Genomic DNA, 23,283 nt, shown 5'->3' with positions numbered 1-23,283 from the left:
TAGAGGCACGCCTTAACACACAACGATGTTGGGCGCTGTTATCTTGGCGTTACACAATAGTTTTTGATTAGTTTTTGATTGGATTGCGTTTTGAGCTTTGCATATGCTTATGTTTGGCTAGAAACTGCAGGCTAGCCAAACATAAGCATAGATCAGATAAAGCGCTTACCAGAAATCACAGTGTGTGCATGACCATTTGTGTCCGCAAGCACGCATCACAACATTAGCCCAGCATGGCTGTCCACCTAATGTCAAACCAATATTAGATTCGAAATATACAGGAGACACTGCAAAGCCGTTCATAGTCCGTAAAATAACGGGCATATGTTTACGCGAAGCATCAGCCCATGGAACTTGTTGCGCAGACGGCTCTTCTCTCAAGAGGCGCGCCAAATTTTCAATTTGATTAATCACGCGAGGTTGCGCTAAATTTCGCAACATATTTGACCCAAGACGTCCGCGTACAATATCAATAGCTAAGCATGCGATATTGCAGGAGTTATAGGCAAGCTTTACACATGTCCTCTTATCTATGTCTCCATCGACGCATTGCGAGATATGAAATTTTATAACTTCTTTTCTGTTCTGTCCGATACGGTAATACGTATCGAATGCTAATGAACCAGCCTTATCATCCATAGATAGTGCTCTTCCACTATCACCCTCGAATAATTGAACGATTGGGGGCGTTCACTGCACGTCAAAAGCCTGCAGCACTTTTATTGTACTGCAGGCTTTTATCGTATTCACGTTTATGAATCACATAGTGACCGTTTTTGTGATCACTGTGCACATCGTTCTACAATGCCTAGGATTTCACAGACTTCTTAACGGTGATCGTATGGCGTAGCTACCACTGGGCAATTCTGGAATGGGCGCAATTGAGTGTATCCTGTTGAGGACATTGCACGCTTGAGAGCACCAATATAGTTCATAGAACCATCTGCGCGTGTGCTTGGTCCCATCAGAATCTCTTCCATAGTCCCTACAGTATCCAAAGATACGCGACGACCACGAGGCAAATTCTTATGCGTTGCTTCACGTCCCCAGTGCATTCCGTGTCCAGGAGCTTCAGTTGCTCGTGCAAGAGCGCTACCCATCATCACCGCATCAGCACCCATAGCGAAGGCTTTAACGAAGTTGCCGGATGTTCCCAAGCCGCCATCTGCAATCACTTGCACATAACGACCATCAGATTCTTCCATATAATCCTTACGTGCAGCAGCAATATCGGCAATAGCGGTGGCCATAGGAACATGCATACCTAAAATAGTTCTAGACGAGGAAACAGCTGAGCCACCTGAACCAACTAACACACCCGCAGCACCTGTGCGCATAAGATGCATAGCAGCACGGTATGTGCCAGCACCACCAACGATAACTGGAACATCGAGCTCATAAATGAATTTCTTCAGATTCAATGGTTCGTGTGTTTGGGAAATATGTTCAGCAGAAACCGCGGTACCACGAATAACGAATAAATCTACTCCAGCAGCAACAACAGTTGAATAGAATTCCTGGGTACGCTGAGGTGTTAAGGCTGCTGCAACTGTTACACCTGCATCGCGAATTTGCTGAATGCGAGCGGTAATCAGTTCTGGCTTAATTGGTTCGGAATATACTTGCTGAAGTACGCGTGTTGCTTCTTCATCGCTAGCATGTGTAATTTTTTCCAGCTGTGGCAGTGGATTCTCGTAACGTGTCCATACACCTTCCAAATCCAAAACACCCAGTCCACCAAGTTTTCCTAAGGTAATAATGGTGTCTGGACTCATAGAAGAATCCATAGGAGCACCCACAATAGGGATGTCAAATTCATAAGCATCGACTTGCCATGAGGTATTCACATCTTGTGGATCTCGTGTGCGACGGCTTGGAACTATTGCTACGTCATCGAGCGCATAGCACATGCGTCCGGATTTACCCATACCGATTTCAATTTCCTGTGTCATGCTTTATAGACTAGACTGCGCGCGTGACGTTATCATTCCGTAATGTTCAGCTCTCGTAAGCTTGTCAAAGGTCATTAGACATGTTGCGCTAAACTGTATGGCAGATGACTCGCTCTAAGGAGAAACATATATGATGGCGTGGAAAGTCTACAGACGGCGTGTATGGATGGTTTTCAGTGCACTCATAGTTATTGTCATGATTGTATTATGCAGTGCTTGCCAGAAGAAAACAACGCCTTCAGTAACGCATCCTACTTCTCTTACTCAGTCACATGTCGATATTCTCACGCCCGAAAGCAGTAATGATATCGATCCAAATGCTCCATTAAACACATGGGATAACGTCACGCATAGCATCGTTGAGCAGATGCAATCTCAAGGTTTTTCTAAAAATAATATTTCTCGTTCAATGTCTTCTAATCTGTCTGAGCAAGTCAAAAAACTTAAAAAAATAGTCAGTAATGTTTCTACTTCTACCGAAAAAAACAGTCATATTCTGCTTTTTTCCCCAGCATTAGATGAAGATTCTCCTCGATCAGCAGCTATCCGTCATCGCTATGGAGATTTAGTAACAAGTACTGCAACTATTGCTGATAATTCGGACGATGATAATACAGATATACCCGATACATTAGTCGAGCAGCTACGCAAAGCACAGAAAGCAGGAATTACTGTTGTGCTTATGGGTCAAAAAATACCTAATTTTACGGAAAACTATTATGTATCTTTTTCCACTGCTCAATCTATTGCGCGCATTCAAACAGAAAATTTAGTCAAGAAGTTGCAACTGAATAAGGCAACAGCACAGAATCCTCAAGCTATTGAAATGCTTCTGCCTATGAATGTAGGAAAGGAGTTCAACGAACACGCGTTTGCAGCAAGTTGGAAAATTCTTAAGCCATACTTTGTAACAGGTGTTGCTTATAGCCCTTCTGGTCTTTTGGATGCTCATACAACCGCTCAAGATTGGAGGAACGTTGCTGTGTCTGACGATTCGGAATCTAGTATTTCCGACGCTCTTCAGGCACGTCTTTCGTCTTCTCAGAATACCAATGCCCATATTGACGGCATTATTGCGTTTAATGACTACGCTGCTCACCATGTTATTCGTGCTCTCAAAAATATGGGATATACGGGATCGAGTGCAACGATTAACCCAGATATTACCTTGGAAAGTATTGTAAAAACTTTAGCTGGTGATGCTGATGTCAATAAGCAACGTGTTCCTATGCCAACGTCTCCTGAAGATGAGGAAACTGATACTACAGGCAGAGATAAGTCTTCCGCAACGAAAAAGACGTCTTTAACATGGCCAATTATTACGAGTTTCGGCGTATACATTAATGACGTTCCTCATATTATTACCGGAAAACTCTGGACATCGAGTATGGAAGATCGCGCTGATATAAGCGAATCGGTAGCTCTTTTATGCGCTCAGATTGCTCAGGGAAGAACTGGCGCACGGCTAGAACGCAGCATACCAAATGTGAGATCTACTACCCTAACGACCGCATTATTTGCTGTATCTGCAGATAATCTCAAGAAAACTTTGATAGATACAAGCTATATCACTCCCGCGGATGCAGGATTATAATCGGGCTTGCCTCAATCATTCGTTGAGGATTGAGATAGCGCTGTTTTGATATTTTTACGCCCCAATGTATGCAGGTGTCTTCACAGTGATTACTTTCTCCAGACGATCGCAGGGCAAAGACTTCGCCTCTCTTGAGCGCTTGACCTTGACGTGCTACTGCTTGCGCAGGTTCGAAAGTGCTGCGAAAACCTTGTGGATGAGTAATAACCACCACATCTTTTCCTGCAACTTTACCAGCGAATGATATATACCCGGCAGCAGGAGCTATGAGTTCATCTCCTTCATGACTTGCTAAATCAACTCCTCTATGTCCAGCTAGCCAGGGTTTGTCTGGAGCGTCGAAATCTTGAAGCACTTCAGGATGGCGAACAGGCCAATCCATCAGCTTCACACACTGAGTCTGCGTATGTACGCTACGTGTATTCTGTGAGACCGCTTGTTCTCGTGTGTATGCATCTGCATGAGCACTAATACTGAAAGTGGTGCATATTGCAAGGCATAGTAGCGTGCTTAGCATGCGTCTAATGTACAGTAAATAAATATTCCTCATATGTCTACTGTGACAGAAAAAGTCTGTTTTATTGGTATTGCTATGAATATGTGAACCAATGTGGATAACACGCCAAGAAAGGTTCTATTGCGACTGACTTACAGCTATGGCTCTGCGATGTCGTATCGTTTACACGTGTTTCAAACTATAGGGATTCTTGTGGCTTAGCGGGGTTTGGGGACGGATGTTGCTCAGTAGGTTCTAGTTGATTCCTCTGGCTGGTATGCGTCAAGGCATCGCTGCGGTATGAAGGTGCTTTTACTTTATGCGTGAAGTCGATACGCGCAACCGATATGCCACGTGTGAAGCCATTTTGCGCATAAAACTGGCATAACAGGTGTATGAATCGGTTAAGCAGAATGCGTGCGAGTAAGAAATCGTTGGGTGTAACGCGGTTTGAAGTCTAATTGTGTGGAACAAGCTGCTAGTCACGCACATACAATCTCGAAAAACCCGCTCAAAGCCCTCGCAACAGCTTAATCTCCGCTCCACATCAAACGCAACACAAAGCGTCGAAAAGCAAAAAAGCCGAGACGAATCCCGGCTTGGAAGCTCCCCGTGCTGGACTTGAACCAGCGACATTCTGATTAACAGTCAGACGCTCTGCCAACTGAGCTAACGGGGAATGTCAGCTATTCAGCTGTGTGCTGTGCACAAGACATATATACTAACGACATTCATGTCATTTAGCAAATCCATCAACGTACATGGCGTGTTGCGTTGAAATTCTGCCGTTTTCAGCTGCACTATTTGCACGTAGAATCCAACCATATTTAGGAAATAAAACGCACTATATTTTCAGTGCTCACACGACTAGGCACAAAAGTGTTTATTGCATCATCGCTGGCATATCCTAGTGCAATACCTATCACAAGTATTTCATCGTCTGGAATTCCCACAATGCCCCGCACTTCCTCAGGATAAATAACTGTAGAGTATGCGGCAATCGAATCCACTCCCCGACTCTTGGCAGCGAGCATAAGCGTATTTGCAAAGGCACCAGCATCGAAAAGTGCCCAATCGAAGATTCCTGATGGAACGGTAAGATACGCGAAAGCCGGAGCGTTATACAACACTTTTTGAGCATGATTAAAATGTACTTGGCCAGGAGCAAATTGCTTCTTAAACTCAACAGTCCATTGTCCCATCACTTCTTGGTTCCATTGTGGCCATTGGCTTCGTGGCATCGCCGCTATATCACTGTGTGATTCCTCATGTGATTCAACGCGCTGTGCATGTTCAGCACGTAAACGCACAGCAGCATCACCTGAAACTATATACACACGCACAGGTTGAGAATTTGCCCACGTTGGCGTTCTCTGCGCCATGCGCACAATATCTTCAAGCACCTCATGCGGCACCTGTTCATCGCGAAAATCACGCACAGAATGACGAGCATGAACAACTGTTTCGAACTCCATTGTTCCTCCTTTAGTCTTTCATTTCCAATCCAGCGGACTGTTTTCCCAGAACCACGTCTTCGTTAATGATTACACGGCGAATATCGTTACGATCAGGAATAACATACATCGCTTCTTCTAATATTTTTTCCATAATTGAACGCAATCCACGCGCTCCCGTGCCGCGCTCTAATGCCAGAGCAGCTATCTGCGTGAGAGCCTCTGAAGTGAAGCTCAGTTCTACTTCTTCTGCTGCAAAAAGTTTCTGGTACTGCTTCACCAATGCATTATGAGGTTCAGTTAAGATTTTCACTAAATCATCTTCATGTAACGCACGTAAGGAGGTAATAATCGGCATTCTGCCGACAAATTCAGGCAGTAATCCGAACTCTGCTAAATCTTCAGGAGTTACGTGTTCAAGCACATCTTCAGCGCTCATTTCGCTCACGCTCCAATCGGCTCCAAAACCAGAGGCGCGTGTTCCCAAGCGTTTGCGAATAATATCATCTAATCCTACAAAGGCTCCACCGCACATAAATAGAATTCCTTCTGTATTTATGCGCACCATTTCTTGTTCTTCGTGCTTGCGAGTACCTTTAAGTGGCACGGTAGCGGTCGTCCCCTCAATGAGCTTCAAAAGTGCCTGTTGCACTCCTTCACCGCTCACATCACGCGTTATGGACGTGTTCTCACCTGTTTTTCGGGCAATCTTATCTATCTCATCAATGTAAATAATGCCACGCTCAGCACGCTCTATAGAGCCGTCAGCAGCGTTAAGAAGAGATTGCAAAACTGTTTCTACATCATCGCCAACATAACCCGCTTCTGTGAGCGTGGTGGCGTCAACAATTGTAAAAGGCACATTCATCATGCGTGCCAAACTTTGAGCTAAATACGTTTTACCCGTGCCTGAGGGTCCGAGAAGAAGCACATTCGATTTAGAAATTTCCACCTGAGATAGAGAAGAATCCTCAGCCATTATGGAATGAGCGAGTTTATTAGCTTCATCGATTAGCTGCAGATTAACACGCTTATAGTGGTTATAAACAGCTACGGATAAAGTACGTTTTGCGCTATCTTGCCCCACTACAAAGCGATTCAAAAAGGCAGTCATACGGCTCGGAGATATAAGTTTTACCGAATCATGATCTGCTTGATTTAAGCGTTCTTCAGAAATAATCTCGACGCAAAGTTCAATGCATTCGTCGCAGATAGCAGCATTATTTCCGGTAACGAGCTTATGAACTTGATCTTCAGTTTTATTGCAAAAACTGCAGCGTGGCACATCCTCGTAATAGCTAATGACTTCGCCCATAGCTCTCCTTATACATAAACGCACCTCTAGTTTATCAAACTGCTGTTTAACACAAGAGGTGCGTTTTTATTGTGCTGCGCAGGCGCGCAGAATACTTTTATTACTGACGCTTGTCGAGAACAGCGTCCACCATACCGTATTCCAAAGCTTGAGGCGCAGTCAAAATAGTATCAGTTTCAATATCTTTATGAATGCGCTCAATACTCTGACCTGTATGAGCAGCCAAAGTTTCTTCTAACCATGTGCGCATACGTTCAAGTTCACGAGCCTGAATTTCAATTTCAGTAGCCTTACCAAAATCCTGACCCATTGCTGGCTGATGAATCAAAACACGCGCGTTAGGAAGCATCAAACGCTTACCGCGTGTTCCCGCTGCTAACAAAATAGCTGCTGCAGAAGCTGCCTGACCCAAGCATACGGTTTGCACATCTGGCTTAATGTATTGCATAGTGTCATAAACCGCAGTCATAGCAGTCATGGATCCACCTGGAGAATTAATGTACATCATGACGTCACGGTTTGGATCTTGGCTTTCCAAAACCAAAAGCTGAGCCATAATATCATCTGCAGAAGCGTCGTCTACCTGCACACCCATAAAAATAATACGGTCTTCAAACAGCTTGCTGTATGGATCAGAACGCTTAAATCCGTACGCTGTTTTCTCCTCAAATTGAGGCATAACATAGCGGGCTTGAGGTCCAGCAAGACGCTGAGCGCGAGAAATAAATTGTGCTTCTTGAGATGCCATGCTGTTCCTTCCTTAGTTCATGCTTTCTGGGGTGTCTACGATTTTATCGATAAATCCGTAGTCCAACGCCTGTTGTGCGGTAAACCAGTGATCGTACTCATTATCACGGTAAATTTCTTCTACGGTATGACCTGTTTGCTGTGCCGTCAGCTCAGCTAAGGTCTTCTTCATATCCATAATGAGTTCGGCATTAATACGCACTTCGCTTGCAGTACCGCCTACACCGCCAGATGGCTGATGCATAAGTACGCGCGCATGCTTCGTAATATAGCGCTTTCCTGGGGTTCCGCTAGACAGCAAGAACTGCCCCATAGAAGCAGCCATACCCACAGCTACGGTCGCCACATCTGGCTTAATAAGCTGCATGGTGTCGTAGATTGCCATACCTGCAGTAATAGAACCGCCTGGAGAGTTGATATACAGCCAAATATCTTTATCTGGATCTTCTGCAGCAAGCATGAGCATTTGTGCGCAGATAATATTGGCGTTGGAATCTTTAACTTCCTCACCTAACCAGATAATACGATCTTTAAGCAGACGAGAGAAAATTGGGTCTCCCGCCATGGCTGCTTCGCCATCATTCATGACTGGCATTTCAGTCGTGGATAGTGCCATAGTGTCTCCTTACATTTCTTGATACCTAAGAGATTACCGCGTTTGTTTGACCGCGCTCGCCTGTTGCGCAATCAGCGCAAATTTCGCTGACTGAAAAAAGCTGTGAGCGTATGCGAGACCAGTACCGAAAGCGCTACAGCAGTTCCAACTGCAACGAGAGCATGAACGGAACTGTGCGATAGCTCTATCATTAAACAGCTTGCCATAAGAGGCGCTTTTTGACTGGTGGCAAGGAAAGCTGCTGATGCGATGAGCGCTACAACACTGATAGATAGACCGGGCAGAAATGGTGTTGCACAGATTGCAATAACTGCTCCGATAGCACCACCTGCAGCGATTGCTGGGGTAAGCACACCACCTGATGCTCCTGATTTCACGGTTGCGATTGTAATAACTGTTTTAAGAACTGCCAATACGAGCAAAAGTATGATTACTGTATGGTTCTTCGCATTATAGGCGGTTTGCGCTAAGCCGCGACCATTGCCCATAATCTGAGGCAGATAAAATGCTATAGCAGCTGTTACTGTTCCCACTAAAGGCAGCTGCCACAGAATATGTATTGAGCGCGTTTGGTGCTGCGAAGCCCATGATGTTCCCCTGCGAAAGAAATAGCCGAACACTCCCATAATTGGGCCAATAATCATACACATAGCTATTAATCGTGGGCTTACTACAATCGGATCAATATGGTAAAACGCGGCATTACCCCTGATCAAACTTGCCGAAAATGCAGCTATAACAGATGTTCCTAGCGCCACACCTACTGTGCGTATACTCACATCAACAAGAAGCATCTCTACAGCAAAGAACATGCCTGCCAGTGGAGCATCATATACTCCTGCAAAACCAGCGCCAGCACAACATGCAGTAATCAACGCCATATCCTGCGTACTCACGCGCAGCAAGCCCGACAATTTCTGTCCAATAAGCGCACCCAGCTCGCGTGGAGCAGTTTCTCGTCCAATAGATAAGCCGGAGCCAACAATAAAAATCTGGGCAATAATATGCACTAGTGAAGCGAGAACAGGCATGCTCTTACCGTGTACCGCTTGCCCTACAGATGGAATTGTGTGACGACGACGAATAAGCCACCAAATAACAGCCGCAACGAAACTAGCTACAAGAATGCTAACAACTCTCCGTATAGGAAGACTAACGCCTTCGGGATGAGCCACACTTTCTACCCCTCCCAGCATGACGTGTTGAGTCATTTCTAAGAGTAACGACAAGCTCGCTGCAGCAACTCCGATAAGAGGACCAGCCACCACAATGACCATCAGTAAAACACCTATGTCGCGCATACTGTTCTCTTGACGAGTCTGCTCCATACTCACCCCACATCCAACTTGTGTACATGAGTATTGTAATGAAAAAGCTCTACACTACGCCTCGTAGTGTAGAGCTGGCTGAGTTTTCAAGGACTTAAGCGAGGAAGTCTCGTTGCGAATCATACGCATTATCGAAGAAAGCGCGTTCAAGAGCAACAGCACGTACGAAAGTATCAGTAATCTTCGTATCTGTTATATCTGCTACTCGATTGAATTCGCTTATGAGAAATGCGCACCAATCATCGAAGTATTCTCCCCTATGCACGTCCACCCAACCGCGATATTCTTCCCTGTCTGGCAAGTTGCGACCATAGTTTGTGCTCTCTTCGGCCCAATCACGATAAATCGTTTCTGCGACCACCAGCACTGCCAAACCTTGCGCGTACGAGCGCGACAGCACAGCATCGCCATAGAGCTGTCTAAAGCCGCGGCTTGCAGGAGTTAGTACTGGATTATCAATATCTTCATCGGATACGCCGTACTGCTTAAAACGGTCGAGAAAGTATGTGTTCTCGTCGTTGCCGATAAAACCGAGCTGTTGGGCTAAACGAACTTTCGCGTTCATGGTATCCGCGCTCGCTAAAACCTGGCCAAGCAGGCTCAGGAAGTCTTGAGCGAACTGATAGTCCTGGATAAGATAGTCGCGCAGAACCGCATGATCGAGCGTTTGTGCGCACAGTTCTTGAGCAAAACGATGATGTACTGTTTTCTCCCAGTTATTGCGCGCTAACTGTTTACAGTATTCGTATGGTGTGAGATTTTCTGACATATATATCCCTTCGTCAGCATTATCTGAACAGGTTCAATGGGTATGATCTCAGCCGTAGCACCCCATAGGTGTAGCCTAGCAAAAGGGCTCCACATCTTATCGATGCGGAGCCCTCGTTAGGTTATTAAGCAAAAAGCTTAGTTAGCTGCGTTTGCTACTTCGTCTGCAACTTCAGCTGCTGCAGATGCTGCTGCTACGCTGGCATCTTCTTCACTCTCGTCTGCACCCAAGAAGCGGGACAGGTCGAGCTCAGCGCCTTCGGAATCCTTGAAGGTTACTGCGCGCATAGCTGCGAGCATACCCTTAGAGCGTGCTACTTCCTGTACAGCCGATGGCAACTGGCCACCCTGAACGATGGAGTTGATGAACTGGTTTGGATCCATGCCATACTGCTGTGCTACGGAAGCCAAGAAGTTCATAACATCAGCCTGACCAACCTTTACATCCATGGCTTCTGCCAAGGTATCGAGAAGAATCTGGTCGCGCAGTTCCTTCTCTGCAGATTCAGAAGCATCCTTCTTCTGTTCTGCAGTAGCCTTGTCTTCAGTTACACCCATGTTGCGCAAATGTTCTGCTACGTGGTTAGCAAGCAAGCCCTTTGGTACTGGGATTTCGAGACCTTCAGCAACCTGTGCGAGGAAAGCATCGCGTGCTGCGTTAGCTTGACGACCTTCGAGATCCAGCTCTGCCTGCTTCTTAATGTCTTCCTTCAATTCGTCCAAAGTGTCGAATTCAGAAGCATCCTGAGCAAAGTCATCATCCAATGCTGGAAGTTCCATGGTCTTTACAGAGTTCAGGGTAACCTTAACTTCTGCTTCTTCGCCTTCATGTTCACCTGCTGCGAGAGCCGACTTGAAGGTGGTCTTTTCTCCAGCAGACAAGCCAATCAAAGCTTCGTCAATGCCGTCGAGCATGTTGCCTGCGCCAATCTGGTAGCTTACGCCATCCTGGGAGTCAACAGTTTCATCGTTAATCACAGCTTCAAGGCTAATGTTTGCGTAGTCACCCTTATCTGCTGGGCGGTCAACGCCTACGAGAGTACCGAAGCGCTGCTGCAAAGCTTCAAGACGAGCGTTAATGTCGTCATCAGATACAGTCTGCTTCTCTACTTCTACAGTCATGCCGTCTAATGCTGGCAATTCGAACTGTGGACGTACTTCTACTTCTGCAGTGAACTTAAGCTTAACGCCGTCGTTCTTCTCCTGTGGCACATCCTTAAGATCGAGCTCTGGCTGATCCATTGGACGCAGGTTCTTCTGCTCGATTGCATCGTTGTAGAACTCTGGAACAGCTTCGTTTACTGCTTCACCAACAACAGCTGCATAGCCTACGCGCTGGTCTACAATCTTGCCTGGAACATGACCCTTACGGAAACCAGGTACGTTAATCTGGTCTGCGATAGCCTTACGAGCCGTGTTCAAGTGTGGCTCAAGTTCTTCCTGGTCTACAGTGATGGTGAGCCTTACCTTAGTTGGCTCGAGGTTCCTCACGCTAATCTTCACGTGGCACTCCCATTCATAATCGTCAAATCTAGCCTATCTCTGACGCAGTGAGACTAGGCAACCTTTATATAATAACCTTACTCAGGGACGGAGCTAGCAGTTCTACCTGCCAATTTCGTGCTCCTTGTAAGGTTAAAAACTCTGCAATATCGTTCGGCGTATACGCAATATCGTCGCGCCAGCATAAATTACGCACATATTGTGGTTTCAGTAGCACTTCTACAGGCGTATGCGTATCTTGACTAACCTGACCGATCAGTTCCTTCACGCGATGCAATCTCGCATAGCGTTCCGGGTGATGTTCACGCCAATATTTCATAGACCGAGGCGCTGAATTTCCTGGTTTTTCAACAGGCTGGGTTAGTTCACGAATCTCAGCATATTTCGTTTCAAGTGCACGCCCAATAGCTTCTTTCCATACTTGTGGTTTTATTTGGCGCTGCACTGATGCATAACGCTCGAACATTTTTTCGCGTTCATCGCCCGTGCGAATACGCACACGTTCATTGAGCAAACGAATTGCTTTGAACTGTTTAGAATTGCGCGGTTTCCGTTGAGCAGCAACAATAATAGCCTCATCGCTGAGCAAGAGATTAGGAGCGATATCGAGCTGTTGTGCATAGTGTTCGCGAGTCATCCATAGTTCGCGTACAACTGCCAGCGAGCGAACGTCACCTCGCAGGTCGGTTATATGCGAAACGCGACGCCACGGTTGCGGATGCACAGCTTTCTCCTCTAAACCATGCTGACGCAAATGTTCAAAGTCTTCTAAAGCCCACTGCCACTTACCGGTCTTTTTTAGCTCCGCAGTCAAAGCATTATCTAGCTCAATAAGCACTTCTACATCTAAAGCAGCATAATTGCGTAAATCACGGTTCAGTGGTCGGTAAGACCAATCTGCAGCCGAATGTTCTTTCGCTAAAGTTAGACCTAAATAATGTTCTGTAATTGCTGACAAACCGAAACGTTTTCGTCCTAATAATCGTGCTGCATGTTCCGTATCGAAAACAGCGTCTATCTGCAAACCATTGGCTACAAAAGCAGGAATATCTTGCTCGCAGTCGTGAATAATCCACGCAGCACCTTGTACTGCTCGATTAAAAGCATTCCAATCCACACGCTGTTCATCCAAAGCTATAGGATCGAGCAACGCAATGGGCGCACCAGAACGCTTAAATTGAATAAGATAATTGCCTTTAAAATAACGGAAACTCGAGGCACGTTCCGCGTCTGCAGCTAAAGGACCAGACGCTGTGGTATAGGCGTGCACAAAAGTATCAAATTGCTGCCGGGTGTTAATAACCTCAGGAACTCCCCCAGCTGGTTCGGCAAGTAATTGAATATCTGTGCTACTTAAGCTCATAATAGGCATGAGTTTAGCACTGTACGAGTAAAACGTGCAGACATGTGATTAATACACTTTGAAACCATGATTTTCAAACTGCTCTTTAACACGTGTGCGCAAAGCTGCTGAAGGACCTTTTGCATCTTCTAGTGGATAAGGAATACGCATTTCATGCCATTTTGGGCGACCAAGCTGATGGAATCCTAACACATCAATATGTTCAACAGCATCGCCAAATTCTTCACATATACGAGCAACCTGTTCCACGTTTTCGTAATCATCGGTTAAGCCAGGAACGAGCACGAAACGTACCCAGATTTTCTTACCATGATCTGCTAAACGTTTACCGAACTCAATAGTTGGCGCGAGAGTTCCACCTGTTACCTTTTTATAGGTTTCTTCGTTTCCTGATTTCACATCGAGCAAACATAAATCAATGTCGTCAATCTGTTCGTCTGAATAGTTACGGCCTAAAAAGCCTGACGTATCTAAACAGGTGTGCACACCCATTTCTCTCGCTGCGCGGAAAACACGCGAAACGAAAGCTGGCTGCATCATAGATTCTCCACCAGAGAAGGTTATGCCTCCTCCTGTAGCTTTGAAAAGATCCTTGTAGCGGTCAACTTTTTTAATCATATCGTCTAAATACACTGGCTGACCGTCACGCATTTTCCACGTATCAGGATTCTGACAGTACTGGCAACGTAAAGGACATCCGCTCATAAAAACGGTCATGCGTGTGCCTGGTCCATCAACAGAAGTATTGATATCCCAAGAATGTACAAAACCAATATCACCGCTTTTTAATGCTTGCAGACGATCGCGGCGATCTAAACCTACTGGAGATTCAAAACCAGAAAGACCGCCCATCAGTGTTTGGCGAGCATACTCCTTCGATTCACGAAGCATATGTGCTGTTGTGCTACGAAAGGCTGCCATGCTAGTCTCCTTTGACTATATCGTGCTCAAAGCTATCACTCAAAGTTACCGTGTTGATTATATAAAAGGGCGAGGTAGAAACACCCCGCCCTTGCATATTTTCTTATTTTTTAGTCAGACACGGCGCCTGCGTGGAAGGTACGAGAAATAACATCGAGCTGCTGTTCCTTAGTGAGCTTCACGAAGTTCACAGCATAACCAGATACACGCACAGTCAAATGTGGGTACTTATCTGGATTCTCTACTGCATCTTCAAGCTGTTCCTTACGCAGAACATTGATGTTTGCATGATACAAACCATGACCATTACCTGCGTCGAGAATGCCCACAAGGTTGCCGATACGCTCGTCCTCATCACGACCCAAACCATCAGGAGTGATGGTATTGGTTAGAGAGATACCGTCGAGAGCATCATCGTAGTCAATCTTTCCAACAGAGAACATGGAAGGCAACATACCATGAGAATCCATACCATTCTCTGGGTTTGCACCTGGGGAGAATGGGGTGCCCTTCTTATGACCAGATGGGAAGGAACCAGTGTTCTTACCATATTCCACATTAGAGGTGATGGTCAGAATGGACTGGGTTGGAACTGCACCACGGTATACAGGCAGGCGACGAACCTGACCCATAACAGTGGATACAACCCACTTTGCCAAGTCATCTGCACGATCATCATCGTTACCGTATACTGGGAATTCACCTTCAGTACGGAAGTTAACGATAAGATCGTCTGGTGCGCCTTCTACATATTCTTCGGTGCCCTGAGCGTCCTTATTGTAGATTGGGAAGACCTTTGCGTACTTTACGGCTGCCAAGGAGTCTGCTGCAATAGACAAACCGGACATACCGCAACCAAGGGTACGGTACACTTCCTTGTCATGCAGAGCCATTTCGATGGATTCGTATGCATACTTATCGTGCATGTAGTGAATGATGTTCAAAGCTTCAACGTAGGTCTCAGACAACCATTCGAGAGCCTTTTCGTAGTTTGCACGAACGGACTCGAAATTGAGGGAACCATCGTCGTTAAACTTGACTGGCTCGATAACACCGGAGTCGATAACGCGCATACCGGTCATCTCATCGCGACCATCGTTCAAAGCGTAGAGGAATGCCTTTGCAGTGTTTACGCGAGCTGCGAAGAACTGCATCTGCTTACCTACACGCATTGGGGATACGCAGCATGCGATTGCTGCATCGTCGCCCCAGTGGGAACGAATATCCTTATCGGATTCGTACTGGATTGCGGAGGTGTCGATGGAGATACGAGCGCAGAAACGCTTGTAGCCTTCTGGAAGCTTTGGATCCCAGAAAATGGTGATGTTTGGTTCTGGACCAGGTCCGAGGTGCTCCAAAGTCAACGTGTTGAGCAGACGGAAGGAGGTCTTGGTTACCAAAGTACGACCATCATCGCCGAAACCTGCATCGGACCATGTTGCCCAGTATGGATCGCCGGAGAAGATGTTGTCGTAATCCTTGGTACGCAAGAAGCGTACGATACGAAGCTTCATAACGATGTTATCGATAATTTCCTGAGCTTCGGTTTCGGTGAGGATACCGCGTTTGAAGTCACGCTCGAAGTATGCATCGAAGAAGCCGGACAAACGACCGATAGACATTGCTGCGCCATCCTGGCTCTTAATAGATGCCAAGTAGCCCATGTAGGTCCACTGTACTGCTTCCTTAGCGTTCATAGCTGGACGACCCAAGTCCAAACCATATTCATTGCCGAGAATGATGAGCTTCTTTAATGCCTTAATCTGCTCATCATGCTCTTCACGGAAACGAATCCAATGTTCAATTTCAGTCTCGGTGAAGTCGTTACGGTAAGGAACGGAATCCTTATCGCGCTTCTTGAATTCAATCAAAGTATTTACACCGTACAGAGCTACACGACGATAGTCGCCGATAATGCGACCGCGACCGTATGCATCTGGCAAACCGGTGAGAATCTTTGCGTGACGTGCGCGCTTAATACGAGGTGTGTATACGCCGAATACGCCATCGTTGTGTGTCTTGCGGTACTTAGTGAAGATCTTCTTCACTTCCGGATCTGGCTCCTTGCCAGCTTCCTTAATAGCCTGCTCAACCATGCGCCAACCGCCGTTAGGCATCATGGCACGCTTACATGGCACATCAGTTTGCAAACCGACAACAACGTCATCTTGGTCATCGATATATCCAGCTGGGAATGCGTCGATATCTGCTGGAGTATGTGTGTCTACGTCATAAACACGCTGCTTACGTTCTACAGCGAGGTACTCGTCATCGAGCTTCTTCCACAAATGCTTGGTCTTATCTGTTGCATCTGCAAGGAAGGATTCGTCACCTTCATATGGGGTATAGTTCTTCTGAATGAAGTCGCGTACATCAATGTCGGACTTCCAATTACCGTCTACAAAGCCTTCCCAAGCCTGTGCTTGGAGTTCTTCAACGGAAATAGCATTAGCTTCTACAGCTGCCATTATGTCTCCTTGTGGTTGCATCTACGGCGATGTATATGTTCAACGCCGAACACCATCCATTTTAGACTGCGTAATCAGAAAAAAATACCATTTTCGCGTGACCTTGCTCACATTTGCATAGTCACGCGAAAGAAAATATAGTAACGGTACTAACAGCGAATATATGTATTTTATTCGCGGAAAGCGCTGGTAACAGGCAGACGACGGTCGCGGCCGAAAGCTAAAGCCGTAACTTTTGGGCCGAGAGGATATTGACGTCGTTTCCATTCTGCACGGTCTACCAAACGCATGACTGTATCAACAGTTTTTTCATCAAAACCATCGGCAAGTAAGTCTGCACGACCATGAGCTTTCTCGATATAGGCTTCGAGCACGGCATCAAGAAGCTCATATTCTGGTAGCGAATCTGAATCTTTCTGACCTGGACGTAGCTCCGCACTTGGAGGCTTAATAATAGAATTTTCTGGAATTGGTGGCACTTCACCATGCTGCAGCGCCCATGCATTACGCCAACGCGACAGCTGCCATACGCGCGTCTTCAACACATCCTTAATCGGCGCATATCCCCCCACTGCGTCACCATAAATAGTCGAATATCCACACGCGCACTCCGACTTATTTCCCGTGGCCAGTGCCAGCAACCCATGCGCATTCGAATACGCCATCACAATAACACCACGCAGCCTAGCTTGCAGGTTCTCTTGGGCAACACCGTCCAAATGAAGTTGCTGTTGATAAGCATCGAACAATGGCTCAATCGGCTGAGTTTCATAGTGCGCACCAATATTTTCGGCTAACACCGCAGCATCATCTTTGGAACCATCCGACGAATACATACTTGGCATAGAAATACCCCATACGTTTTCGCCACCGCAAGCATCTGCCGCCATAGCAGCCACTAAGGCGGAGTCAATACCGCCCGACAAACCGAGCACTACCCCACTAAAACCTGTTTTGCGCATATAGTCACGCAAACCCAACACACAAGCACGATACATTTTCTCGTCAGAGTCCATCTGTTCTGCCATGCTATCGCAACTGCTTGAACCATCAGCGCGCAGAGTCCACACAGCAAAATCCTCATCGAATTGCTGCAGACGCGCTAAAACTTCCCCAGACTCGTTGACAACAAAACTTCCACCATCAAAAACCAAGTCATCTTGCCCACCCACTTGATTGACGTACATAACCGGTGCATGCACCTCGCGAGCGCGCTGAACACACAAGTCATAGCGTGTGTGATCTTTATTTTCTTCGAATGGTGAGCCATTAATGGTGATGAGCACATCAAGGCGAGCATCCTTTAATTGCGATGCGGGACCGTTGTCTTGCCAAATATCCTCACAGATTGCGAAGCCCGCGCGGTATCCATCGATATCGATGACGAGATTATTGTGTCCTGGTGTGAAAATACGGAATTCGTCGAAAACTCCGTAATTTGGCAGGAACTGTTTATCGTAGGAGTAGGCAATGCGCCCCTTGTGAAGAACGAGCAGGCTGTTAGTTGGGTGTTCGCCTATTGGAGATGCGCCTGGCTCTGTTGGAGATGTGCTCGTTGGGTGTTTGTCTGTGTCTGCTGTCTCTGTGGCACCGCTCTGCGCGTTAGTTGGGCGTACATTGGTTGAAGATGTGCCTGTTGGGCGCGCGATTGTCGTAGGCTCACTTGTCCTAGGCTCGCCTGTCGGAGACGCGCTTGTGTCCACCAGCTTGTAAGCACCTCGCTCTTCCTTGTGAACGCTTCCCACCGTTCCTATAACCACGTATAGGTCGCCATAACCGCTTTCCTCTAAACGCTTAGCGAGCGCGTTTACTGCATTGTCTGATGCTCGGCGGAATGTGGCACGTAAAGCGAGATCTTCAATAGGGTAACCAGTAATCGTCATTTCTGGGAATACAACAACACGCGCTCCCTGTTCATATGCACGCTGAGCACCGTGCATAATTTTCTCGCAGTTTGACTGTATATCGCCTACGCTTGTATTGATTTGTGCCATAGCAATAGGTAATTGTGCTGTTTGTGTCATTGTTCTTCTTCCTGTCTGAGTTGGGTGGTTGTGTAGGTTTGATTTTATTGCGTCGGTTTACGATTTAAGATACCACTAAGAGAGCTCTAAAAGTCCGCTAAGAGCTGTAAGAGAGCTACTTGTTTGTTTCAGCTTGATTGTTTGTACTCTTGTTATTACTCTGATTGGTCTCCGATACGGTTTTTTCGTTCACTGTAGTTTCTTTGTCCTTGTGCTCGGTTCGCGCTGACTGACTCTGACGAGACTGTTTATCTACGCTCTTCACATCACTACTATTGCGCGCTTGAGTATTAGCGCTGTGTCCGTCACCATTATGCGCGTCGCTTCTCTTACTCGAAATATTGCTACTGTTCCCATCACCACTGTGCGCATGACTGCTCTTGTTTCCGTGCAATATAGCACGAATACGTTCCATACGGGAGCCTACTTCACGTTCATACCCGCGGTCTGTGGGATGGTAATATTCTCGTCCACGTAATTCTTCTGGTAAGTATTCTTGAGTGGCGACTGCTCCTGGCACATCATGCGCATAAATATAGCCTTTGTGATTGCCAAATTCTTCCATAAGCTTGGTTGGTGCGTTACGTAAATGTAGAGGCACTTCACCGATGCGTCCTGCTTTCACGTCAGCGAGTGCGGCGTTGATGGCATTGTAACTAGCATTCGATTTGGGAGCGGTTGCTACAGCGAGAACTGCTTCGCCCAAAATAATGCGTGCTTCAGGCATGCCGACAAGAGCTACTGCTTGAGCGGCTGCTACGGTTACTTGCAATATTTGAGGTGCGGCCATTCCCACTTCTTCTGCGGCAGCGATCATAATGCGTCGAGCAATGAAACGTGGGTCTTCTCCAGCGGTAAGCATGCGTGCCAGATAATGCAATGCTGCATCAGGATCGGATCCGCGCATGGATTTAATGAAAGCGCTGGCTACATCGTAGTGATTGTCTCCTGTTTTGTCGTAGCGCAATTGTGCTACATCGAGCACGGAGCTAATAACCTGCGGATCGACTACTGGGCGACGCTCTCCTTTTTCGCGTTGCCGCTCTATGGCTACTGAACCGGCTGCTGCTTCTAGGATAGTAAGAGATTTGCGCGCGTCTCCGCCTGCCAGACGTGCGATATCTGCAATAGCTTGTTCGGTTACTCGTATTTCGTTATTAAGACCATCAGGCGCTTCGATAGCACGCTGTATAACGTTTTTGATGTCGTTTTCTGTGAGCGCGTTGAGTTTGACGACTACTGACCGCGAGATGAGCGGAGAGATAATAGAAAAGCTTGGATTTTCTGTGGTTGCAGCGATGAAAGTGATGTCACGATTCTCGACGCTCGGTAAGAGAGCATCCTGCTGCGATTTAGAGAAGCGATGAACCTCGTCGATGAATAGAACGGTTTCTTGATGTGTGGTAACCAGGCGTTCATGCGCGCGCTTAAGCACTTCCCTAATATCTTTGACTCCGGAAGTGACTGCTGAGAGTTCTTCGAAAGCTCGACCTGATTGTTGCGCCACAATGTAGGCTAATGTGGTTTTGCCTACTCCGGGAGGTCCGAACAGAATAATGGAGGTGGGAGCTGTTCTCGATTGTGTGACTGGCGCTGCCACGCGGCGTAGTGGAGATCCGGCACCGAGAACATGATCTTGTCCAATAACGTCGTCGAGAATTGTGGGGCGCATGCGCACGGCGAGGGGGCGCACAAGAGCCTCATCAGCTGATGCTGCTGAAAATAAATCATCCATATTAGTCTCCCCACGCAGGTAAATCTTCAATCACATTCACATCGTAGCTTTCGAAGACCACGTCTCCTTGTTCACGTGTGGAATCAAGGTCAACAATACCGTCTATCGCCCAATCATAGTCGCCCTCGATGTCACACAGAATCTGACGCACATGCCATCGATGATGCGTTTTTTCCTGCTTATCATCAATCATAAAGAACTTTGATGAACGTGCATCAGCAGTAGTCAGCAAGCCATCATGCTCATCATAGAAATCATCTAAAGCATCTTCCCATTCATGCACAGACATTCCCCAAGCACTATCTAATTCCCCCAGAGCGGACGCATCATCGAGATCTATATACTGCACTCGCTTAAATAAAGCGTTACGCACAAGAGTAGTCAAGCCTTTCTTATGCGCGGCAATAACATCTATAACTGGTGGAGCCGTCTGCGTGTCTTCGTTCTTTTCTTGAGTTAATCCTGCAGCAGCTTCCCATTCATCCACCAAAGACGAATCAACACTGCGGACAACCACATCCAACCAGTCAATAATAGTATCTAACTGTTCGTCTCTTTTATCGCGCGGAACGGTACGGCTTAATGCTCGATAAGCGTCAGACAGATAGCGCAACAAAGTTCCTTCACTGCGCGCTAAGCCCATCGACGATGTGTACTCACTAAATGAACTAGCTGTCTCTAACATATTGCGTACAACCGATTTACACTGCAAAGAATAATCGGCTGCCCACGGAACATCTGTGCAATACCGCAAGAAAGCAGGAACAAGCAGATCTTTTAATGGTTGCGGATACGTAATCTCCTGCAAACGATCCATACGCTCGTCATACTCTAAGCCTTCATCTTTCATAACTCGCATAGCCTCGTCACGTGCTCTACGTTCTTGCACACGTAACACAGCAAACGGGTTCTCCAAAGTCGCCTCTACAGCAGAGACAACGTCAAGCGCATATGAATCAGACTCAGGGTCGAGTAACTCTAAAGCAGCAATAAGGAACGGAGATAACGGCTGATCCAATGCCAAATCTTCTGGCATATCAATCGTTAACGTATAATCCATAGACCCATCATCTAACTCCCATTTCTCCACAATATGAGAGTCAAAGAGAGTGCGGAAAATCTCGGCAGCACGTTCACGCAGTTTATTCTGCTCCTCAGCTCCCACCTGAGATTTTTTAATAAGATTCACCACTCGCGCCCACGCATCTCCTCCATGAGAAATAACATTAAGCACCATGGAATGAGTAATCTGCATATGCGGTACAAGAACTTCAGGCTGCGATTCAATAAGCTTCGTAAAGGTTGCTTCCGTCCAATTCACGAAACCCTCAGGAGCCTTTTTCTTCTTGACTTTTTTAAGCTTCTTAGGATCATTACCCGCTTTAGCTAGAGCCTTCGCATTTTCAATCTCATGTTCAGGAGCAAGAGCAATAACTAATCCTTCAGAATCAAAACCGCTTCGTCCAGCTCGACCAGCAATCTGATGGAATTCACGCGTCCGCAAACGACGCTGCTTAAAACCGTCATATTTGGTCAACATAGTAAATACAACGGTATGAATAGGCACATTAATACCTACGCCCAACGTATCAGTACCGCAAATAACAGGAAGTAAACCATCTTGAGCAAGGTTTTCTACTAAACGGCGGTAACGCGGTAACATGCCTGCATGATGAACACCAACACCAGTAAGCAGTAAACGCTTCAAAGTTTTACCAAAAACAGTAGTAAAGCGCGTATCTCGTAAAGCTTCTTTGATTTTATCGCGCTGTTCACGTGTCGAAACGCCCAGATTAGCTAACTGTTGAGCGGTTTCCACAGCAGCTTCTTGAGCAAAATGCACCACATAAACCGGACCATGACCTTGCTGAATCTGTGTGCTAATCACACTGTGCACATCGTCGAGAACATATCCATACTGTAAAGGAACGGGACGCTCAACACTTGAAATAATGCTAACTTCTCGACCGCTCGTCTCCTCCAAAGACTGCGCAATCTTGTCGGTATCGCCTAAAGTGGCGCTCATAAGCACAAATTGTGTGTGAGGCAAAGTAATGAGCGGAACTTGCCACGCCCAGCCGCGGTGAGGATCAGCATAAAAATGGAATTCATCCACTGCTACGCAACTCACATCTGCACGCTCGCCCTCACGTAAAGCTTGGTTGGCGAGGATTTCAGCAGTACAACACACAACCAGAGCTTGAGAATTTATTTGAGAATCCCCAGTAATCATGCCCACATTGTGTGCGCCAAAAACAGATACGAGCTCAAAGAATTTCTCCGATACGAGGGCTTTCAAAGGAGCCGTATAGTAGGAACGCTTCTGCTGCGCTAAAGCCACAAAATGCATTCCTAACGCAATTAAAGATTTACCTGAGCCTGTGGGCGTGTTGACGATGGCATGATGACCCGACAAGATCTCCAGTAAGGATTCTTCTTGATGAGGCCATAAATCAACCCCACGAGCGTTGCGCGCCCATACGACGAAAATATCGAAAAGAACAGTGACATCATAATCATGACCGTTGCTCGCATCCTCACGAATTACCTGTGCCGCGTAGCCTAAACTTGCAGGAGTATGTGTCCAGTCAGTATTACTAAGTAAGTCATCCACGGTCATGAGATTTCCTTCACCCTTTTGCGTTCTTCGAATATGTGAGGTATTCCATTTACTTCTGTTGTTCCCCCTGATTGTAGCGCACCTGTTCTAGAGCCAGCATACTTATGGGGTATGTTGTTGCTCATATCACATGAAAACAACATACCCCATATTAAAAATGTAGGTCTTACGTCATGAAGAAATTATTCATGAAAGCGTTAACTAAAGCAATCAATAAAACAATATTAATAACAAAAATTACTCGCGAAAGCATGATGTAATTTTTATGACGTAAAATCCACGATAACCATAATCCCCACACAGACGAACATAAAATACCTATATTGCTCACGATGCGCACAACAGTATTATTCACATCGAAAAACAGCATAGGCACAAA

The 23,283-nt window shown here is 46.4% G+C and carries 17 protein-coding genes, 1 tRNA gene, 1 pseudogene and 1 riboswitch; of the genes and pseudogenes, 1 reads left to right on the top strand and 18 read right to left on the bottom strand.

Going from position 1 to position 23,283, the window contains the following annotated elements; translation table 11 throughout:
* Nucleotides 1-165 precede the first annotated feature (165 nt).
* Nucleotides 166-639, bottom strand: a complete 474-nt coding sequence (locus G464_RS08445; RefSeq protein WP_021618425.1) for a hypothetical protein — start codon at nucleotides 637-639, stop codon at nucleotides 166-168.
* A gap of 188 nt (nucleotides 640-827) precedes the next feature.
* Nucleotides 828-1,952 (bottom strand): GuaB3 family IMP dehydrogenase-related protein, encoded by a 1,125-nt coding sequence (locus tag G464_RS0101365; RefSeq protein WP_022856445.1) that lies wholly within the window; start codon nucleotides 1,950-1,952, stop codon nucleotides 828-830.
* 196 nt (nucleotides 1,953-2,148) lie between these two features.
* On the opposite strand from G464_RS0101365, the gene G464_RS0101360 reads away from it, so the two are divergent.
* Nucleotides 2,149-3,546: a substrate-binding domain-containing protein gene (locus G464_RS0101360; protein WP_160300838.1), complete on the top strand. Its 1,398-nt coding sequence runs from the start codon at nucleotides 2,149-2,151 to the stop codon at nucleotides 3,544-3,546.
* On the opposite strand, the gene G464_RS08440 is transcribed toward G464_RS0101360, so the two are convergent.
* From G464_RS08440 to G464_RS0101280, 16 genes and pseudogenes are all read right to left on the bottom strand, one after another.
* Entirely contained in the window at nucleotides 3,521-3,928 is a 408-nt protein-coding gene (locus tag G464_RS08440) for a M23 family metallopeptidase (protein ID WP_039777348.1), read from the bottom strand. The genes G464_RS0101360 and G464_RS08440 overlap by 26 nt on opposite strands.
* Before the next feature lie 720 nt (nucleotides 3,929-4,648).
* Nucleotides 4,649-4,721 (bottom strand) — tRNA-Asn (locus G464_RS0101350).
* A 148-nt stretch (nucleotides 4,722-4,869) separates the two neighbouring features.
* A complete protein-coding gene (locus G464_RS0101345; RefSeq protein WP_021618430.1) occupies nucleotides 4,870-5,517 on the bottom strand; it encodes a nitroreductase in 648 nt (215 codons plus the stop codon).
* Nucleotides 5,518-5,527: 10 nt separating this feature from the next.
* Nucleotides 5,528-6,811, bottom strand: coding sequence for an ATP-dependent Clp protease ATP-binding subunit ClpX (clpX, locus tag G464_RS0101340; RefSeq protein ID WP_022856443.1), 1,284 nt, complete (start codon nucleotides 6,809-6,811; stop codon nucleotides 5,528-5,530).
* Between the two features lie 100 nt (nucleotides 6,812-6,911).
* Entirely contained in the window at nucleotides 6,912-7,559 is a 648-nt protein-coding gene (locus G464_RS0101335; RefSeq protein WP_021618432.1) for an ATP-dependent Clp protease proteolytic subunit, read from the bottom strand.
* Between the two features lie 12 nt (nucleotides 7,560-7,571).
* Nucleotides 7,572-8,174, bottom strand: a complete 603-nt coding sequence (locus G464_RS0101330) for an ATP-dependent Clp protease proteolytic subunit (protein ID WP_021618433.1) — start codon at nucleotides 8,172-8,174, stop codon at nucleotides 7,572-7,574.
* Nucleotides 8,175-8,245: 71 nt separating this feature from the next.
* Nucleotides 8,246-9,502: a chloride channel protein gene (locus G464_RS0101325; protein ID WP_021618434.1), complete on the bottom strand. Its 1,257-nt coding sequence runs from the start codon at nucleotides 9,500-9,502 to the stop codon at nucleotides 8,246-8,248.
* Between the two features lie 94 nt (nucleotides 9,503-9,596).
* Nucleotides 9,597-10,271, bottom strand: coding sequence for a TenA family protein (locus G464_RS0101320; protein ID WP_021618435.1), 675 nt, complete (start codon nucleotides 10,269-10,271; stop codon nucleotides 9,597-9,599).
* Nucleotides 10,260-10,346, bottom strand: a riboswitch (TPP riboswitch). It overlaps the preceding gene by 12 nt.
* 62 nt (nucleotides 10,347-10,408) lie before the next feature.
* Nucleotides 10,409-11,773: a trigger factor gene (gene tig, locus G464_RS0101315; RefSeq protein ID WP_021618436.1), complete on the bottom strand. Its 1,365-nt coding sequence runs from the start codon at nucleotides 11,771-11,773 to the stop codon at nucleotides 10,409-10,411.
* A 64-nt stretch (nucleotides 11,774-11,837) separates the two neighbouring features.
* Nucleotides 11,838-13,136: an HRDC domain-containing protein gene (locus G464_RS0101310; protein WP_026472517.1), complete on the bottom strand. Its 1,299-nt coding sequence runs from the start codon at nucleotides 13,134-13,136 to the stop codon at nucleotides 11,838-11,840.
* Between the two features lie 48 nt (nucleotides 13,137-13,184).
* On the bottom strand, nucleotides 13,185-14,057 hold the full coding sequence (pflA, locus tag G464_RS0101305; RefSeq protein ID WP_021618438.1) for a pyruvate formate-lyase-activating protein: 873 nt from the start codon (nucleotides 14,055-14,057) through the stop codon (nucleotides 13,185-13,187).
* A 110-nt stretch (nucleotides 14,058-14,167) separates the two neighbouring features.
* Nucleotides 14,168-16,525, bottom strand: a complete 2,358-nt coding sequence (pflB, locus tag G464_RS0101300; RefSeq protein ID WP_022856442.1) for a formate C-acetyltransferase — start codon at nucleotides 16,523-16,525, stop codon at nucleotides 14,168-14,170.
* Nucleotides 16,526-16,695: 170 nt separating this feature from the next.
* On the bottom strand, nucleotides 16,696-18,519 hold the full coding sequence (locus G464_RS08435) for an NAD+ synthase (protein ID WP_420834439.1): 1,824 nt from the start codon (nucleotides 18,517-18,519) through the stop codon (nucleotides 16,696-16,698).
* 415 nt (nucleotides 18,520-18,934) lie between these two features.
* Nucleotides 18,935-20,284 (bottom strand): annotated as a pseudogene (locus G464_RS08430) (replication-associated recombination protein A); the annotation flags it as partial.
* 1 nt (nucleotide 20,285) lies between these two features.
* The gene (locus G464_RS0101285; RefSeq protein ID WP_022856439.1) at nucleotides 20,286-22,904 is read right to left on the bottom strand and encodes a DEAD/DEAH box helicase; all 2,619 of its coding nucleotides are present in this window, start codon (nucleotides 22,902-22,904) and stop codon (nucleotides 20,286-20,288) included.
* A 166-nt stretch (nucleotides 22,905-23,070) separates the two neighbouring features.
* Nucleotides 23,071-23,280 (bottom strand): hypothetical protein, encoded by a 210-nt coding sequence (locus G464_RS0101280; RefSeq protein WP_155237039.1) that lies wholly within the window; start codon nucleotides 23,278-23,280, stop codon nucleotides 23,071-23,073.
* Nucleotides 23,281-23,283 lie beyond the last annotated feature (3 nt).

This window comes from Alloscardovia omnicolens DSM 21503 (genome assembly GCF_000420505.1).
Taxonomy (GTDB): domain Bacteria; phylum Actinomycetota; class Actinomycetes; order Actinomycetales; family Bifidobacteriaceae; genus Alloscardovia; species Alloscardovia omnicolens.
The sequence above is the reverse complement of the archived record's forward strand: the minus strand, read 5'-3'. Positions and strand labels throughout refer to the sequence as shown.

Coding starts and splice junctions, on each gene's coding strand:
- G464_RS08445 (WP_021618425.1), bottom strand. CDS start 639: ATGGATGATAAGGCTGGTTCATTAGCATTCGATACGTATTACCGTATC.
- clpX (WP_022856443.1), bottom strand. CDS start 6,811: ATGGGCGAAGTCATTAGCTATTACGAGGATGTGCCACGCTGCAGTTTT.
- G464_RS0101335 (WP_021618432.1), bottom strand. CDS start 7,559: ATGGCATCTCAAGAAGCACAATTTATTTCTCGCGCTCAGCGTCTTGCT.
- G464_RS0101345 (WP_021618430.1), bottom strand. CDS start 5,517: ATGGAGTTCGAAACAGTTGTTCATGCTCGTCATTCTGTGCGTGATTTT.
- G464_RS0101365 (WP_022856445.1), bottom strand. CDS start 1,952: ATGACACAGGAAATTGAAATCGGTATGGGTAAATCCGGACGCATGTGC.
- G464_RS0101325 (WP_021618434.1), bottom strand. CDS start 9,502: ATGGAGCAGACTCGTCAAGAGAACAGTATGCGCGACATAGGTGTTTTA.
- G464_RS0101310 (WP_026472517.1), bottom strand. CDS start 13,136: ATGAGCTTAAGTAGCACAGATATTCAATTACTTGCCGAACCAGCTGGG.
- G464_RS08440 (WP_039777348.1), bottom strand. CDS start 3,928: ATGGATTGGCCTGTTCGCCATCCTGAAGTGCTTCAAGATTTCGACGCT.
- pflA (WP_021618438.1), bottom strand. CDS start 14,057: ATGGCAGCCTTTCGTAGCACAACAGCACATATGCTTCGTGAATCGAAG.
- G464_RS0101285 (WP_022856439.1), bottom strand. CDS start 22,904: ATGACCGTGGATGACTTACTTAGTAATACTGACTGGACACATACTCCT.
- G464_RS0101330 (WP_021618433.1), bottom strand. CDS start 8,174: ATGGCACTATCCACGACTGAAATGCCAGTCATGAATGATGGCGAAGCA.
- G464_RS0101360 (WP_160300838.1), top strand. CDS start 2,149: ATGATTGTATTATGCAGTGCTTGCCAGAAGAAAACAACGCCTTCAGTA.
- G464_RS0101320 (WP_021618435.1), bottom strand. CDS start 10,271: ATGTCAGAAAATCTCACACCATACGAATACTGTAAACAGTTAGCGCGC.
- pflB (WP_022856442.1), bottom strand. CDS start 16,525: ATGGCAGCTGTAGAAGCTAATGCTATTTCCGTTGAAGAACTCCAAGCA.
- G464_RS08435 (WP_420834439.1), bottom strand. CDS start 18,519: ATGGCACAAATCAATACAAGCGTAGGCGATATACAGTCAAACTGCGAG.